General features: G+C 63.6%; 13 protein-coding genes. 1 reads left to right on the top strand and 12 read right to left on the bottom strand.

Translation table 11 applies throughout. The features are described from left to right. Positions 1-753 precede the first annotated feature (753 nt). The 3 genes from tyrS to AB4Z15_RS24010 form a co-directional block, all read right to left on the bottom strand. Complete coding sequence (gene tyrS / locus AB4Z15_RS24020; RefSeq protein ID WP_442019260.1) at positions 754-2,064, bottom strand: tyrosine--tRNA ligase; 1,311 nt, start codon at positions 2,062-2,064, stop codon at positions 754-756. Positions 2,065-2,101: 37 nt separating this feature from the next. Then, positions 2,102-4,330: a HelD family protein gene (locus AB4Z15_RS24015; RefSeq protein WP_442019259.1), complete on the bottom strand. Its 2,229-nt coding sequence runs from the start codon at positions 4,328-4,330 to the stop codon at positions 2,102-2,104. Between the two features lie 99 nt (positions 4,331-4,429). Then, positions 4,430-5,089: a DNA-3-methyladenine glycosylase gene (locus tag AB4Z15_RS24010; protein ID WP_442019258.1), complete on the bottom strand. Its 660-nt coding sequence runs from the start codon at positions 5,087-5,089 to the stop codon at positions 4,430-4,432. Positions 5,090-5,171: 82 nt separating this feature from the next. On the opposite strand from AB4Z15_RS24010, the gene AB4Z15_RS24005 reads away from it, so the two are divergent. Next, on the top strand, positions 5,172-6,701 hold the full coding sequence (locus AB4Z15_RS24005) for an AlkA N-terminal domain-containing protein (protein WP_442019257.1): 1,530 nt from the start codon (positions 5,172-5,174) through the stop codon (positions 6,699-6,701). 266 nt (positions 6,702-6,967) lie between these two features. Here AB4Z15_RS24005 and AB4Z15_RS24000 read toward each other — a convergent pair whose 3' ends face one another. The 9 genes from AB4Z15_RS24000 to argC form a co-directional block, all read right to left on the bottom strand. Next, entirely contained in the window at positions 6,968-7,705 is a 738-nt protein-coding gene (locus AB4Z15_RS24000; protein WP_442019256.1) for a maleylpyruvate isomerase family mycothiol-dependent enzyme, read from the bottom strand. 101 nt (positions 7,706-7,806) lie between these two features. Further along, a complete protein-coding gene (gene argH / locus AB4Z15_RS23995) occupies positions 7,807-9,222 on the bottom strand; it encodes an argininosuccinate lyase (protein WP_442019255.1) in 1,416 nt (471 codons plus the stop codon). Continuing rightward, positions 9,219-10,424, bottom strand: coding sequence for an argininosuccinate synthase (locus AB4Z15_RS23990; protein WP_442019254.1), 1,206 nt, complete (start codon positions 10,422-10,424; stop codon positions 9,219-9,221). The genes argH and AB4Z15_RS23990 overlap by 4 nt, the downstream gene beginning before the upstream one ends. Before the next feature lie 104 nt (positions 10,425-10,528). Beyond that, positions 10,529-11,065 carry an arginine repressor gene (locus AB4Z15_RS23985; protein ID WP_442019253.1) on the bottom strand — a complete coding sequence of 179 codons (537 nt, stop codon included), beginning with the start codon at positions 11,063-11,065 and terminating at the stop codon, positions 10,529-10,531. Continuing rightward, positions 11,065-12,072, bottom strand: a complete 1,008-nt coding sequence (argF, locus tag AB4Z15_RS23980; protein ID WP_431119559.1) for an ornithine carbamoyltransferase — start codon at positions 12,070-12,072, stop codon at positions 11,065-11,067. The genes AB4Z15_RS23985 and argF overlap by 1 nt, the downstream gene beginning before the upstream one ends. Continuing rightward, positions 12,069-13,343, bottom strand: coding sequence for an acetylornithine transaminase (locus AB4Z15_RS23975; RefSeq protein WP_442019252.1), 1,275 nt, complete (start codon positions 13,341-13,343; stop codon positions 12,069-12,071). The genes argF and AB4Z15_RS23975 overlap by 4 nt, the downstream gene beginning before the upstream one ends. Next, positions 13,340-14,299 carry an acetylglutamate kinase gene (argB, locus tag AB4Z15_RS23970; RefSeq protein ID WP_442019251.1) on the bottom strand — a complete coding sequence of 320 codons (960 nt, stop codon included), beginning with the start codon at positions 14,297-14,299 and terminating at the stop codon, positions 13,340-13,342. The genes AB4Z15_RS23975 and argB overlap by 4 nt, the downstream gene beginning before the upstream one ends. A gap of 10 nt (positions 14,300-14,309) precedes the next feature. Beyond that, positions 14,310-15,476, bottom strand: a complete 1,167-nt coding sequence (gene argJ, locus AB4Z15_RS23965; RefSeq protein ID WP_442005825.1) for a bifunctional glutamate N-acetyltransferase/amino-acid acetyltransferase ArgJ — start codon at positions 15,474-15,476, stop codon at positions 14,310-14,312. Next, positions 15,473-16,504: an N-acetyl-gamma-glutamyl-phosphate reductase gene (gene argC, locus AB4Z15_RS23960; RefSeq protein ID WP_442019250.1), complete on the bottom strand. Its 1,032-nt coding sequence runs from the start codon at positions 16,502-16,504 to the stop codon at positions 15,473-15,475. The genes argJ and argC overlap by 4 nt, the downstream gene beginning before the upstream one ends. Between the last annotated feature and the right edge of the window lie 40 nt (positions 16,505-16,544).

Raw genomic sequence — 16,544 nt, 5'->3', positions numbered from 1 at the left:
AACCAGCTGAAAACCAAACCACCACACACGGGGGTGCGCAACGGCCTGGCCATAATTTCAACCAATCAATAAAACAATCGGCATCAACAAACTTGGCACACTATTGAGTTCTCAAACAACAGACACTAACCGGCACCACCAAAACCCCAACAGGGCCACAGGATCGCTCCGGAGCAACTTTTCAAACTTACCCGATCAACCAGATCCATGCAAATCAACGTTTCCGCGATTTTCGATCCCGCCACATCGGCCCCACCCGTTGCCGGCACGCCCAAAAGCGCACCATATTCCAGGCTGTTATCAAAGGGGTTGGCCCCCGCAGTTCCCAGCACCAGGCTGTCTCACTCGCGGCGACTCAGAAGACATTACACGCCCACCAGCCCCGACACAAATCCACCCCCACACCCCCAAAAAGCCCCGCAAACACACGCCAAACAACACCATCCACGGCTCAGAAACAGCCCGGAAGCACCAAAACAACTTCCGTGAGGCCCATCACACCAACCAAAGCCCCCCGCCCCAGACAGCCGCGGCACCCAGCCCAGCAACCGCCGTCGAACATTCCGAACCCCCAACCAAAAGCCGACACGACATGAGAGAACAAACCCCCAAACACGTCGCGATGTGAGAGAAGGACGCTCAAAAACAACGACGATGTGAGAGAACAACCGAAGGGGGCGGCAAATCAAACACAGAAAGGGCCGGCAACCATAACGGTTACCGGCCTTTTCGGAACTCGACTACTGAGAAAACCTAGGCTGAAACCTCAATGGTCGCCAGGTTCTTCTTGCCCCGTCGAAGCAGCAGGTACCGGCCATGCAGGAGCTCGTCCTTGGCGATGACGGCGTCGGGGTCGGACACCTTCGTGTTGTTCACGTAGGCGCCACCCTCCCCCACGGTCCGGCGGGCTGCCGACTTGCTGTCGGACAAACCGGAGGCCACGAGCAAGTCAATGATGCCCAGACCGTCGGCGCTGATCTTCGCGGACGGAAGTTCTGCCGTCGCTGATTCCAGGGTGTGCTCGTCCAGGACTGTGAGGTCGCCGTTGCCGAAGAGCGCTGCCGAGGCTGCGATAACCTTTTCGGTCGCATCGATCCCGTGCACCAATGAGGTCACTTCGAACGCAAGCTTCTTCTGGCCTTCGCGGGCAAAGGGCCGCTCAGCAACAGACTGGCCAAGCTCTTCAATTTCTGCACGTGAAAGGAAGGTGAAGACCTTTAGCCGGTCGACAACATCGGCATCGGCCGTGTTCAACCAGAACTGGTAGAACGCGTACGGGCTGCACATTTCGGGGTCCAGCCAGATGGCGTTGCCCTCGCTCTTGCCGAACTTGGTGCCATCCGAGTTGGTGATGAGGGGCGTACCCAGGGCGTGGACGCTCTTGCCCTCCACCTTACGGATGAGTTCGGTACCGCTGGTGAGGTTGCCCCACTGGTCCGAGCCCCCGGTCTGCAGTGCACAGCCGTAGTCGCGGAACAGTTGGAGGTAGTCCATGCCCTGCAGGATCTGGTAGCTGAACTCGGTGTAGCTGATGCCCTCGTCGGAGCTCAACCGCGACGCGACAGCATCCTTGCGCAGCATGGTGCCCACCCGGAAGTGCTTGCCGATTTCACGCAGGAAGTCGATGGCGCTCAGCGGCGCCGTCCAGTCCAGGTTGTTGACCATGCGTGCCGCGTTGTCGCCCTCAAAACTGAGGAAACGGCGCACCTGGCCCTGGAGGTAGCCGACCCACTCCGCAACGGTGTCCTTGGTGTTCAAGGTGCGTTCCGCCGTCGGACGCGGATCGCCGATCAGGCCCGTGGACCCGCCAACCAGGCCGAGCGGCTTGTGGCCGGCCAGCTGCAATCGACGCATCAGGAGGAGCTGCACCAGGTTACCCAGGTGGAGGGACGGGGCGGTGGGGTCGAAGCCACAGTAATACGTGATCGGGTCCCCGGCGAGCAGCTTTTCCAGTTCCGTTTCATCGGTGGAAACGTGGACAAGGCCGCGCCATTTGAGCTCCTGCCAGATGTTGGCAAAGGCGGGATCGTTGTGCTGGGACTCGATGTTGTTTACGTGTGACACGAGTTCTAAGTTAGCAGGATTGTTGAACCTGCTTTTCCTAGCGTTCAATGCCGGCAGGCAGCGGTGCCGCAGCGATGAGCCTGAGCCGCTGCGTGGGTCGGGTCATGGCAACGTAGAGGTCGCCCACCTTGCCGTGCTCGTGATTGAGCATGGCGGCTGGTTCCAGGACAATGACGCCGTCAAATTCCAGGCCCTTCGCCTCTTTGGGACTGATGACCACGATGTCCTGCTCGTAGCTTCCGGCTCCCGAGCCGATGCGGCGGCCGTAGATCTCACGCAGCGCAGAAGCCGCCTGCGGCAGCAGTGGGCCATCGGCGATCACAGCCAGCAGGCCGCCGTCGATTGCTTCCACTTCCTCAGGCAGGACCTCGACCAGGCGGGAAACAATTCCGTCCGCTTCGACGCGGTCCACAATGGGCCACCATTTGCCTTCGCGCACGGCCTTCGGAGCTGAGACCACCAGGCCTGCACGGTTGGCCATCCGGACAGCGGCTTCCGCGATCTGGGATGGCGTGCGGTAGTTGACGGTGAGCTCTTCGAGCTGCCAGCGGTCACCGAACGACGGCGCCAGCGCGCTTTGCCACGAATTGGCGCCGGCCGCGGCACTCGTTTGGGCGATGTCCCCCACGATTGTGAAGGACTTCAGCGGGCAGCGACGCACGAGGAGCCGCCACTGCATGGCCGAAAGTTCCTGTGCCTCATCAACCACGATGTGGCCGAAAGCCCAGGAACGGTCGCTCGTGGCGCGCTCGGCTGCGGTGAGCCGATTCTCGCGTTCCTGGTTCTGGTCTGCCAGTTCTTCGGCGCTCACCAGGACGTCCACGCCCATGGCTTCCATGTTGGCCAGGGTCTGCTTGGCGTTGGCGAGATCGCGGGCGCGGTCGGCTTCCTGCTGGGCCAGCCCCCTGCCCGCGGCAGGGTCCAGCTCACCGAGCAGTTCGGCAGCTTCGTCCAGGAGCGGCACGTCCGCCTCGGTCCAGGGAGCATCGACGGGCCTCTGCAGGAGGGATCGCTGTTCCGGTGTGAGGTGCGGCGTGCAAGCTTCCAGGATGGCGGGCTTGCTGAAGAGCTCCGAGATCAGCTTCTCGGGCGTCATCGGCATCCAGCACAGGTTCAAGGCGATACGGACGTCCCGGGCAGACCGGACGTCTTCGGCGAGGTAGGCGCGATCGGCGTTATTGCCGATGTTCGATTCCTCGACGAGGTCCGTCAGTTGCTCCGTGAGCTCACGGAGGAGGATCTTGACGAACGTCAGCCGGGCTTCATTGTGGGGTTTGCCGGTGGCCCGGGCCTTTTCCCGCGCCCGGCGGACCTGTCGGACGGTCAGCGTCAGCTTGCGGGAATCCACTTCGAGAATGCGGTCTTCTGCAGGCGTGCGCTGCCGGTTCGCTACAGCGTTGGCCACCACCGTGGCCATGTCGAGCTTGCCCTTGAGGGCTGCGACGTCGGGATCTTCCTCGGGAACAGCGTGGATTCCGGGCATGAGTCGGCCAAGACTGGCCATGACGACGCCGGTCTCGCCCAGCGAGGGCAGCACACGTTCGATGTAGTGCATGAACGACGACGACGGTCCCACCAGCAGCACGCCGGCACTCTTGAGGCGATCACGGTGCGTGTACAGCAGGTAGGCGGCACGGTGCAGTGCCACTGCGGTCTTACCCGTTCCGGGACCACCTTGCACGACGAGCGCGCCCGAGATCGAGGAACGGATGATCCTGTCCTGCTCCGACTGGATGGTTCCCACGATGTCCGACATCCGGCCCGTGCGCTTGGAATTCAGGGCCGCAAGGAGCGCGCCCTCGCCCTGCAGGGAATCGTTGTCCGCGAGCATCCCGGCATCCAGGACATCGTCCTCGATCGCCTTCACGTCACGGCCTTGCAGGATCAGGTGCCGACGGCGGCGCACACCTTGGCGGTCGAATGCGGTGGCCTGATAGAAGTGGCCGGCTTCGGGCGCACGCCAGTCAACCATGAGCCGCTGGAGATCGGCCGTAGACAACCCGATGCGCCCAATGTACTGAGCCTCACCCGAGTCCAGATCAAGGCGGCCGAAAACCAGACGGTCATCGACGGCGTCGAGCTGGGCAAGGCGGTCCTCATACAGCGCGGCGAACGCGTCACGTTCGGACACGTTTTGCATGGTTCCCACTGCACCGGCCTTGCGCACCTGCGCCAGCTGGGCGCGCTTTTCTTCGCGCAGCTCATCGAGCCGGGCGTACAGCCCAGCAACGTATTCCTGCTCGTGGACCAAATCAGCGTCGTGCATCGAACCGTAACCCCTATCGCAAAAGACAGACCGTCCATTCTACAGCGATTTTGGTAAACGTGCGGGGTCCAGGTCATATGGCGGACCAGTGGCCAAAGTTCAGGCCCGGTTGCGTGGCCGCGCCGCTTTGTAGCGTGACACCGTTGGATCATCTTCGATCCAGAAACGCCAGGGATAGTCCGTACTTCCACCCGGACCAGCCACCCCAACCCGAGGTCCGCTGGCCACGGCCGCTGCAGGCGTCTCAGGCAACCAGAGGCTGAACGGTGACGCGAGCGCGTCACGGCCCGTGTCCGCCGTCGTAAGTCCCAGCGCCGATGCCAGGCGGGCCGGTCCGCTGGCCAAGTCCTTGTGCGTTTTGGAGGCAGGCCTGCGGACAGTGGCAAGCCCCTCCCCCTCTACAATCTCGCCGGCGCGCAAGAGCAGCGCAGACGGTGAACCTTTGGGACCGCAGACGATGTTGGCGCAGTAGTGCATGCCGTACGTGAAATAGACGTACAGGAATCCCGGTGGTCCGAACATAGGCGCGTTCCTGGCTGTGGGGCCGCCGAAGGTGTGCGATCCGGGATCGGGGTGTTCGGAATCGCGTGGGCCCATATACGCCTCCACTTCAGTGAGCCTGACCGCCACCGGACCGGCTTCGGAGTGGTGGGTGAGTACGGCGCCAAGTATCAGTGGAGCGATTGCGCGGGGGTCGCCCTCAAGGAACTTACGCACTTTTTCGGGATTGCTGACTCCCTTCTCGATGGACGAGCTCATGCCCAGACCCTAGCAAAAATCGTGGAACGGCCATGTCCGATTTCCGCTAGCAGCGGACGTGGACTCCTGACAGGATGAAGGAATGGACTTCTGGCAGCGCTACAGGGCAATCGACGCCCGCGACACCCGTTTCGACGGACAATTCTTCACGGCTGTCAGCTCGACTGGTATCTACTGCCGGCCATCCTGCCCCGCCCGGACGCCGAAGGCAGAGAACGTCACGTTCTACGAGACCTCAGCCGCTGCCCACGAAGCCGGGTACCGCGCTTGCAAGCGCTGCCTCCCCGAGGCCGTCCCCGGCACGCCGGCCTGGAACATCCGATCTGACGTTGCCGGCCGTGCAATGCGTTTGATCAACGACGGCGTGATCACCCGCGAGGGGGTCGACGGCCTGGCGCAACGGCTGGGCTACTCGGCGCGCCAGCTCAACCGGATCCTCAGTCACGAACTCGGCGCAGGCCCCCTGTCGCTGGCACGGGCAAGCAGGGCGCAGACAGCCAGGACGCTGTTGGTCTCAACGAACATGCTCTTCGCCGACGTCGCCTTCGCCTCGGGGTTCAACAGCGTGCGGCAATTCAACGACACCATCGGCGAGGTTTTTGCGATGACCCCGACGGCGTTGCGTGCCACGGGAGCGAGGTCCGGCGTTCGCCGGGGTGCTGTCGCGCCTACTGCTCTAACACTTAACCTGCCCTACAGGGAACCATTCGATCCGGGCATCTTCGACTTCCTGGCCGTCCGTGCGGTAACCGGAATTGAGGTGGCACGTACCGAAGCCGACGGAACCAGGAGCTATGGTCGGACGCTCCGCCTGCCTCGAGGCAGCGCCTCTTTCTCCGTGGTCTACAGCCCCTCGACGCCGGGCAAGCCTTTACAGTTGACGGCCACCGCGGTGGACCTGCACGATCTTCCTGCATTGTTGAGCCGCGTTCGGAGGTTGTTCGACCTGGACTCGGACCCGCAGGCAATCGACGAAGCATTGGGAACAGACCCGCGGCTCGCGGGGAGCATCACGGCGGTTCCCGGAATTCGCGTGCCGGGAGCAGTGGACCCCCAGGAATTGCTGGTCAGGGCAATGATAGGTCAGCAAATCACCGTTGCTGCCGCTCGAACAGCACTGACACAGTTGTCCGTTGTTGGCTCCCTCGCCGAGACCCCCACCCCCGGGCTGGAGCGGCAGTTTCCGACGCCGGCTGAAATCGCCGAACACGGACGCGAGTTGCTGAGGGGACCTCAGCGTCGCATCGACTCCGTCGTTGCTGCGGCCGAAGCGATGGCCACAGGGGCCCTTGAGTTCGGCTACGGCGACGACGTTGCCGCGCTGGAGCGCAAGCTGCTGCCATTGCCAGGGGTTGGTCCGTGGACTGTAGGGTACGCCGCCATGCGGGTGCTCGGAGCGCCGGACGTTTTCCTGGGCAATGACGCGGCAGTTCGAAACGGGTTGAGAGTCCTCCCGCCTGGCGCTGGCCTGAGCTCTGACTTCCGGGAAGTGAGCCCCTGGCGGTCCTACGCCACCATGCACTTGTGGCGGGCGGCAGCAAAGCCCAAGGACACATCGGCCGAAACCGGTCAGGACGTGAGAGAGCATCGGCCCAAACCGGTCAGGACGTGAGAGAAGATCGGCCCAAACCGGTCAGGACGTGAGAGAAGATCGGCCCAAACCGGTCAGGACGTGAGAGAGCATCGGCCCAAACCGGTCAGGACGTGAGAGAGCATCGGCCCAAACCGGTCAGGACGTGAGAGAGCATCGGCCCAAACCGGTCAGGACGTGAGAGAACGTCTGCCCAAACCCGTCAGGACGTGAGAGAAGATCGGCCCAAACCGGTCAGGACGTGAGAGAAGATCGCCCGAAAAGCGTCAGGACGTGAGAGAGGATCGCTAGCGGGCGGCGGGAGCGGCTGCGGGCCATGGGAGCAGCTCGGGCAAGTCGACGCCGTCGGCCGCCGCCGTGGCGCGCAGGCTTCCCAGGCTCGGTTCGCGGCCGGCGAGCCATGCAGCAATGTCCGTGAGCATGCCCGTAATGGCGATTGATGTGGCGCCGTGGCCAATAACTTGCTGCGGCAGTCCCGTGGGCTGCAGGACAAATTTGTACGTCTCAGGAACACGTGCTTCAAGGAACGTGAACAAATGCTCGCAGAAGGGGCGGCTCCAGGTTTCCGGGCCGTAGCCCAAACCCACGTCCGAAGCGTGGATGACGAGCTCGCGCCACAGCGCCAGACCGCCGTCGAGGACTGTTCCGTTCCTGTAGCTGATGCGTGCGTCCCAGTCCCCGGGGCCCAAGGCATCGAAAGCAGAGAGGGCCCGCGCCAAGGCGGTTTCCACGGACTGCTTGTGTTCCTGGAGGCTGTGCCCGGCGGCAAGTTCGATCGCTTTGGTGCGGCCCGCGACTCCCCCGTCATACAGTTCGATGGTTTCGCCACGCCGGGCGAACTCCAATTGCCGGGCCATGGCGTTCGCAATTCCGGCGATGTGGGCCAGAACATGGCCGCGGGTCCAGTCCGGGAGTTCGGACGGTTCCGGGATCGAAACGTCCTCGAGTTTGGCAAGGATACGGGTGACGACGTCAGCGGCTTTGTGAAGCTCTGCGGGCAGCGTCTCAGCTGTGATTGCGGTCATAGCGCCATGTTAACGCACAGCGGGACGGCACCCCGTGGCAGACAGGCCTGGAAGCCTGCCTGCGGGGTGCCGTCCCGTCGTGGTTTCACTGGCGAAACGGTTCAGCTGGCGTAGCTGCGCGCTGCGTCCAGTTCTGCTTTGAGCGCCACCATTTGGCGTTCGACGGCGGCCGGTGCTGTTCCGCCCTGGGAGTTGCGACTGTTGAGCGAACCTTCAGTGCTCAACACGCTGCGGACCTCGGGAGTCAGGTGCTCCGAGATCGCTGAGTATTCTTCATCCGTCAGGTCCCACAGCTCAACCCCACGGCTTTCGGCCTGCTTGACTGCAGCACCTGAAAGCTCGTGTGCTTCACGGAAGGGAACGCCCTGGCGGACCAGCCATTCGGCGATGTCCGTTGCCAGCGCAAAGCCCTGGGGAGCCAAGGACTCCATGCGCTCGGTGTTGAACTTCAGGGTCGCGATCATGCCGGAGACGGCCGGAAGCAAGAGCTCCAGCGTGTCGGCGGCGTCGAACACCGGCTCCTTGTCCTCCTGAAGATCGCGGTTGTAGGCGAGCGGGAGGCCCTTGAGCGTTGCCAGCAGTCCGGTCAGGTTGCCGATGAGGCGTCCTGCCTTGCCGCGTGCGAGCTCGGCAACGTCCGGGTTCTTCTTCTGAGGCATGATCGAGGACCCGGTGGAATACGAATCGTGCAGCGTCACGAAGGAGAATTCCTTGGTCGCCCAGAAAATTACTTCCTCGGAGATCCGGGACAGATCAACGCCAATCATGGAGCAGACCCACGCGAACTCGGCGAAGACATCGCGGGAGGCGGTGCCATCGATCGAGTTGTGGACCGCCGCGAAGAAGCCAAGATCAGCTGCAACGGCCTCGGGATCAAGTCCCAGCGACGAACCTGCCAAGGCACCCGAACCGTAGGGTGAAACGCCCGCACGCTTGTCCCAGTCCTGGAGGCGCTGCACATCGCGCAGCAACGCCCAGGCGTGGGCAAGGAGGTGATGGCTCAGCAATACCGGCTGGGCGTGCTGCAGGTGCGTCCGACCAGGCATGGCCACACCTTGGTGTGCCTGGGCCTGGTCAACAAGGGCGTCAATCGTGGCAAGGACCCCACTGGCAATGATCCTCGCGTGATCGCGCAGGAACATGCGGCCGAGCGTTGCCACTTGGTCGTTGCGGGAACGTCCGGCACGAAGCTTGCCGCCCAACTGGGTCCCGGCACGCTCGATCAGGCCACGCTCCAGCGATCCGTGAACGTCCTCGTCGCTCTCGGCCGGCAGGTAGGCGCCGCTCGCGACGTCCTCGTCCAGCTGGGTGAGGGCGGCGAGCATGCCTTCAAGTTCGGCGTCGTCCAGCAGACCGGCCTTTGCGAGCACGCGGGCGTGCGCCTTGGAGCCGGCGATGTCATAGCGGGCCAGCCGCCAGTCAAAGTGCGTGGATTTACTCAGTGCGGCCAGCGCATCCGCGGGGCCGCCGGCGAACCGGCCGCCCCACAGTGCACCTTCGTTTGTGGCGCTTGTCATTCGCCGGCAACCCGCAGGTCGCGGCCCGAGGCAACCTTGGAGGACATGCCCCACAGCTCGATGAAGCCCCGTGCCATGGACTGATCGAAGGTGTCGCCGGTGTCGTAGGTGGCGAGGTCGAAGTCGTACAGCGAGGTCTCGGAGCGACGACCGTTGACGATTGCCTGCCCGCCGTGGAGGACCATCCGGATGTCGCCGGAAACGTACCGCTGGGTGTCCTCGATGAAGGCGTCCAGGGAGCGCTTGAGCGGGGAGAACCACTGGCCGTCGTAGACCAGCTCTGCCCAGCGCTGGCCAACGGTGGCCTTGAAACGGGCCTGCTCGCGCTCGATGGTGATGTCCTCGAGGTGCTTGTGCGCGGTGATAAGCGCCATGGCACCGGGTGCTTCGTAGATTTCGCGGGACTTGATGCCCACCAGGCGGTCCTCGACGACGTCGATGCGGCCAACACCCTGGGCGCCTGCACGGCGGTTCAGTTCCTGGATTGCCTGCAACGGGGTGACCTTGACGCCGTCGATCGCTACCGGTACGCCAGCCTGGAAGGAAATGGTGACCTCATCCGGTGCCGGCGGGAATTCCGGGGTGGCGGTGTAGTCGTAGATGTCCTTGGTGGGAGCGTTCCAGATGTCCTCGAGGTAACCGGTCTCGACGGCGCGTCCCCAGACGTTCTGGTCGATCGAGTACGGGTTCTTCTTGGTGGTCTCGATCGGCAGTCCCTTTTCCTCGGCGAAGGCGATGGCCTTGTCGCGGGTCAGGGCGAGGTCGCGGACCGGTGCGATGCACTTAAGGTCCGGGCCGAGGGTCTGGATGCCAACTTCGAAGCGGACCTGGTCGTTGCCCTTGCCGGTGCAGCCGTGGGCAACGGTGGTGGCACCGAATTCGCGGGCTGCCTTCACGAGGTGCTTTACGATGACCGGACGCGAGATAGCGGAAACCAGCGGGTAGTGGCCCTGGTAGAGGGCGTTGGCCTTCAGCGTGGGCATGGCGTACTCGTTGGCGAATTCGTCGCGGGCGTCGGCCACGTAAGCCTCGACGGCGCCGCAACCCAGGGCGCGCTGGCGGATGGTCTCCAGGGACTCGCCGCCCTGTCCGACGTCGACGGCCACAGCGATGACCTCGGCGCCGGTTGCTTCACCGATCCAGCCAATGGCTACGGACGTATCAAGGCCACCGGAGTAGGCCAGAACAATGCGCTCAGTCACGAGAGTGCTCCTTTGTTGTTGCTTGGTTCATTTGAAATCAATGCTGTGTGAATCAATGCTGTGTGAATCAATGCTGTGAAAGTCATGGGCCGCGTCCACGGCGGTTAGTTTCCGGGTCCGGCTTCCTCGGCCAACTGGAGGAAGCGAGCCGCGAGTTCCGCCCCGCCGCCGGGATCCCTGGCAACCAACAGCAGTGTGTCGTCGCCTGCGATCGTACCCAATACCGACGGCATTACGGAGTGGTCGATGGCCAGTGCCAGGAAGTTCGCGGCCCCCGGAGGTGTTCGCAGGACCACAATGTTGCCCGAGGCCTCGGCGGTGACCAACAGTTCACCGCATAGCCGGGTCAGCCGCGCATCCAGGATTTCCTGAGTGACGCCGCTCTTGGCGTTGCGGTCCCCACCCTCCCCCGGAACGGCATAGACCAGGGCGCCTTCCTTGCCCCTGACCCGGACCGCGCCCAGTTCCACAAGGTCGCGGGACAGCGTGGCTTGGGTGACCTGAACGCCGTCGTCCGCCAGCAGGGCTGCAAGCTCTGCCTGGGAACGCACGGACTCACCCGTCAGGATCGCGGTAATACGCGCCTGTCGGGCAGTCTTGGTGGCCGGGCTGGCGCCCGGAACCGACGGATTCGTGGACACTAGAACGTGCTCTCCCCGGTACCTTCAACAGGTGAAAGGCCATCGACAAAAGCAAGCCCCGAGCGGTGCATCAGCCAGGCCATCAGCGCCTTCTGGGCGTGGAGGCGGTTCTCCGCCTCGTCCCAGACGATGGACTGCGGGCCGTCAATAACCCCAGCGGAAATCTCATAGCCGCGGTATGCCGGAAGGCAGTGAAGCACGACGGCGTCGGGTGCGGCCTGCGCCATGGCTGCCTCATCGACGGAGTAGTCGCGGAACAACTGCATCCGGGCTTCCTTCTCGGCTTCCTGGCCCATTGACACCCAGGTGTCTGTAGCCACGACGTCGGCGCCCTTAAGGGCTTCCGCGGCATCGCTCGTAATGAGCACCGAACCACCGGTCTCAGCGGCACGCTCTTCTGCGGCAGCGACGATGTCGGCTGCTGGCAGATAGCCTTCGGGCCCGGAAATTCGGACGTGCATGCCAGCCGTAACGCCAGCCAAAAGGTACGAATTGGCCATGTTATTGGCCGCATCACCGAGGTAGGCCATGCTCAGGCCCTTCAGTTCACCTTTGTGCTCCTTGACCGCCAGAAGGTCGGCGAGGAGCTGGCAGGGGTGGTAGTCGTCGCAGAGGGCATTGATGACGGGCACCTTCGAGTTTTCCGCCATGGCCACGAGGCCGGAGTGGGCCCCGGTCCGCCACACGATGGTGGAGACCATGCGCTCCAGGACCTTCGCAGTGTCCTCCACGGATTCCTTGTGACCGATCTGTGCTTCACCGGGATTGATGATGAGGGCGTTGCCTCCCATGTCCGCGATGCCGGTGGCGAAGGAAACACGGGTGCGGGTGGAGGTTTTGTCGAAGATGACAGCGACGGTCTTGCGTCCGTTGCCATCGGCTGCGAAGGGCTGGACGCTGTAGGGCGCCGCCTTCATGCGGGCAGCGAGCTCAAGGACCTCGGCCTGCTCGGCCGGGCTCAGGTCCGTGTCCTTGAGGAAGTGACGGGTGGTGGTGGGTGTAGTCACTGTGCGTCCTTAGCGGTGGTGGCTGTAGCCGTAGCGATCAGGGTGGGAAGAGCGTCCAGGAAACGGTCCGCTTGATCGATGGTCAGGATCAGCGGCGGCGCGAGGCGGATGGTCCGCGGGCCCGGGCTGTTGATGATGAAGCCGGCATCCAACGCTGCGGTAACCATGGCGGGTGCGACGTCGGCGTTCACATCGAACCCGATTAACAGGCCCTCGCCGCGAACTTCAGTGACAGCCTCGATGGCGGCCAGTCCCTTGCGAAGATGAGCGCCGACTGCCAGTACGTTCTGCAGCACACCCTGGCTCTCGATCGCGTGCAGCGTGGCAAGAGCGGCGGCCGTGGCCACCGGGTTTCCACCGAAAGTGGTTCCGTGCTGTCCGGCGGTGAGCAGGGCCGACGTCGTGCTGCCGAGGGTGATCAGCGCACCAATGGGGAACCCGCCACCAAGTCCCTTGGCAAGCGTGATGGCATCGGGAACGATGCCCGCATCCTCGCTGGCGAGCCATTTGCCGGTCCGGCCAATGCCTGTCTGGACCTCGTCCAAAATCAACAAGGCGCCAGCCGCCGTAGTGGCTTCACGTGCCGCCTGCAGGTATTCGGCGCTCAGCGGCCGGACACCCGCTTCGCCTTGGATTGGTTCCAGGAAGACGGCTGCTGTGGATTCGTCGACGGCGGAGCGCAGGGCTTCGATGTCACCGAACGGGATGTGGACCACGCCGCCGGGCAGGGGCTCGAACGGTGTCCGGTAAGCTTCTTTCGCCGTGAGTGCGAGGGCGCCCATGGTGCGGCCATGGAAAGCCCCCTCAAGCGCGATGATCTTGGTCCGCTTGGCGTCGCTGTTCCGGCGGGCCAGCTTGAACGCTGCCTCGTTGGCTTCCGTGCCGGAGTTGGCAAAGAAAACCTTGGAACCGGCAGGAGCGTTGGTGATGGCCAGGAGCTTTTCAGCCAGGGCGATCTGCGTGGGGCTCGTAAAGAAGTTGGACACGTGTCCAAGCGTGGCGAGCTGGCTGGAAATGACTGAGGTGACGAACGGGTGGGCGTGGCCCAGGGCGTTCACGGCAATGCCGCCCAGGAGGTCCAGGTACTCCTTCCCGTCGGCGTCCCACACGAGGCAACCCGCACCGCGGACGAGGACCCGCTGCGGTGTGCCGAAGACACCCATAAGGGATGACGAGTAGCGGGCCAGCCAGTCAGCGCCTGAGCTCTGGGAAACGAGCGCGGTTGCGGCAGCCTCCGCAGCGATAGCGGTATGGCTCAGTTCGGTGCTCATGCGTTCACTTCCTCGTCGGGAACAACTTGCGTGCCGATGCCGGCGGTGGTGAAAGTTTCCAGCAGCATCGAGTGCGGCAGGCGGCCATCCACGATGTGCGCGCGTTCCACGCCTTCGTCGATAGCCTTCAGGCACGCGGCCATCTTCGGGATCATTCCGGACTCGAGCTTGGGTAGCATCTCGCGGAGTTCGGACGCGGTCAGCGAAGAGATCAGCGATGATTTGTCCGGCCAGTTCGCGTAGAGCCCCTCGACGTCGGTCAGGATGACGAGCTTGGTGGCGCCCAACGCCGATGCGACAGCTGCGGCCGCCGTGTCTGCGTTGACGTTCAGGACCTGGCCGGTAGTGGGACCGGAACCGTTCCCGTCGTCGAGGATTTCCGGGGCGACCGTCGAGATCACCGGGATGCGACCGGCGTCGAGGATGTCCTTGATCCCGGCGGGGTCCACGCCTACGACTTCGCCCACCAGGCCGAGGTCAACTTCCTCGCCGTCCACCACGGTGCCCGTGCGGACTGCGCGCAACAGGCCGCCATCCTCGCCGGACATGCCAACGGCGTAAGGACCATGGGAGTTGATCAAGCCGACCAGTTCGCGTCCCACCTGACCTGTGAGGACCATCCGCACCACGTCCATGGCTTCCGGAGTGGTGACACGCAGTCCACCCTTGAACTCGGACTCAATGCCAAGCCTGCCCAGCATGGAGTTGATCTGGGGGCCGCCGCCGTGGACCACTACAGGGTGGATGCCCACGTGGTGGAGGAACACGATGTCCTCGGCGAAGGCGCGGCGAAGGTCATCGTTGACCATGGCGTTGCCGCCATACTTGATCACCATGGTGGTGCCGGCAAAACGCTGGATCCACGGCAGTGCCTCGATCAGGGTGCCCGCTTTGTCCTGGGCCGCTTCCGCCGAAACGTGACTCGTGGAGGTGGTTTCCCGGGTATGCGCAGTCATAGTCATCCGCTCAGCTCGAGTATGCGCTGTTCTCATGCACGTAGTCGTGCGTGAGGTCATTTGTCCAGATGGTTGCCTCGGCGTTGCCGGCCTGAAGGTCGATGTCAACGAGTACTTCACGTGGTTCCAGGTCAACGAGGTTGCGGTCGTCGCCGATGCTGCCGTTGCGGCAGATCTGCACGCCGTTCATGGACACGTTGAGCTGGTCCGGCTCGAATATGGCGTCGGTGGTGCCCACGGCGGAGAGCACGCGGCCCCAGTTGGGGTCCTTGCCGAAAATGGCGGCTTTGAAGAGGTTGGAGCGTGCAACGGCGCGGCTAACGATCTCGGCATCGCCTTCGCTTGCTGCATTGAAGGTACGAATGGCGATATCGTGGCTGGCACCTTCGGCGTCGCCGATGAGTTTCCGGGCCAACTCGGCGCAGACCTTCGTGATGGCCTCGCTCAGCTGCTCCGCTGAAGGCAAAGCTTCCGAGGCACCTGATGCCAGCAGCACTACGGTGTCGTTGGTGGACATACAGCCGTCGGAGTCGGCGCGGTCAAAGGTTACCCGCGTGGCATCGCGGAGGACGACGTCGAGCTCGTCCGCCGGTACCTCGGCGTCGGTGGTGAGGACAACCAGCATCGTTGCCAGGCCAGGGGCCAGCATGCCGGCACCCTTGGCGATGCCGCCAACGGTGAATTGCTTGCCCTCAGCATCAGTGCCTGTGAAGACGGCCTCCTTGGACACGCTGTCCGTCGTCATGATGGCAGTTGCGGCGGCCGAACCGCCGTCTGCGGACAGCTCGCCGAATGCGGCCTCAACGCCCGGAAGGATCTTGTCCATGGGCAGTTGCTCACCAATCAGGCCAGTGGAGCAAACCACGACGTCGGAAGCTGAGACTCCCAGCACTTCTGCCACTTTCTCGGCCGTGGCGTGCGTGTTCTGGAATCCCTGCGGACCAGTGCAGGCGTTGGCGCCCCCTGAGTTCAGGACCACTGCGTCAACACGTCCGTCGCTGACCACCTGGCGTGACCAGTGAACCGGAGCAGCGGCCACGCGGTTTGAGGTGAAGACAGCAGCAGCGGACTTTTGCGGGCCGTCGTTGACCACCAGGGCCAGGTCCGGGTTGCCGGATGCCTTGATGCCGGCTTTGACGCCGGAAGCCCGGAATCCCTTGGGTGCGGTAATGGTCACGGTGCAACTCCCTGGAGGTTCAGGCCGGCGCTTTCGTCCAGGCCGAGGGCAATGTTCATGGACTGCACGGCTCCGCCGGCGGTTCCCTTGGTGAGGTTGTCGATGGCACACGTCACGATCACGCGGCCAGCGTGCTGATCAAAGGCCACCTGCATGACGGCATGATTGGAACCCTGCACCGACTTGGTCGTGGGCCAGTGGCCTTCAGGCAGCAGGTGGACGAACGGTTCGTCGTCGTAGGAGTCCGCCCAGGCTTGGCGCAGTTCTGCATAAGTAACGCCGTGACCGACTTTTGCTGTTGCCGTGGTGAGAATGCCGCGGCTCATCGGCGCCAGGGTGGGAGTGAAGGACACTGTCACCGGCTCGCCGGCGGCGTTGGACAATCCCTGCTCGATTTCCGGCGTGTGCCGATGACCGCCGCCAACACCGTAAGGGCTCATGGAACCCATGACCTCGGAGCCAATCAGGTTGACCTTTGCCGCCTTGCCGGCACCGGAGGTACCAGAGGCCGAGACAATCACGACGTCGTCCGTCAGGAGGAGATTGTTGGCGAACCCGGGCGTCAAGGCGAGCAGGGCCGACGTCGGGTAGCAACCAGGAACGGCGATGCGCTTGGCGCCCTTGAGCGCGTCGCGCTGTCCCGGCAGTTCCGGGAGCCCATACGGCCAGGTGCCGGCATGGGCCGAGCCGTAAAACTTTTCCCATGCAGCCGCATCCTGCAGGCGGTGGTCCGCACCGGCGTCGATGACCACTGTGCCTTCCGGCAATTGGGCAGCGATCTCTGCAGAAGCGCCGTGCGGGAGTGCCAGGAAGACGACATCATGCCCGGACAGGTTCTCCACCGTGGTGTCTTCCAGAATCCGGCTGGCCAAACCGTGGAGATGAGGCTGCAACTCCCCTAGTCTGGAACCGGCGTTGCTGTGCGCAGTGATAGCACCGATAGTGACGTTCGGATGGCCTGCAAGCAGGCGCAGCACTTCTCCCCCGGCGTAGCCGCTGGCACCGGAGACGGCAACAGAAATAGTCATAGCTACACTGTACAGCAAAACTATTCATGGTTGCCGATAT

Source organism: Paenarthrobacter sp. 2TAF44 (genome assembly GCF_052114885.1).
In the GTDB taxonomy this organism is placed as follows: domain Bacteria; phylum Actinomycetota; class Actinomycetes; order Actinomycetales; family Micrococcaceae; genus Arthrobacter.
The sequence above is the reverse complement of the archived record's forward strand: the minus strand, read 5'-3'. Positions and strand labels throughout refer to the sequence as shown.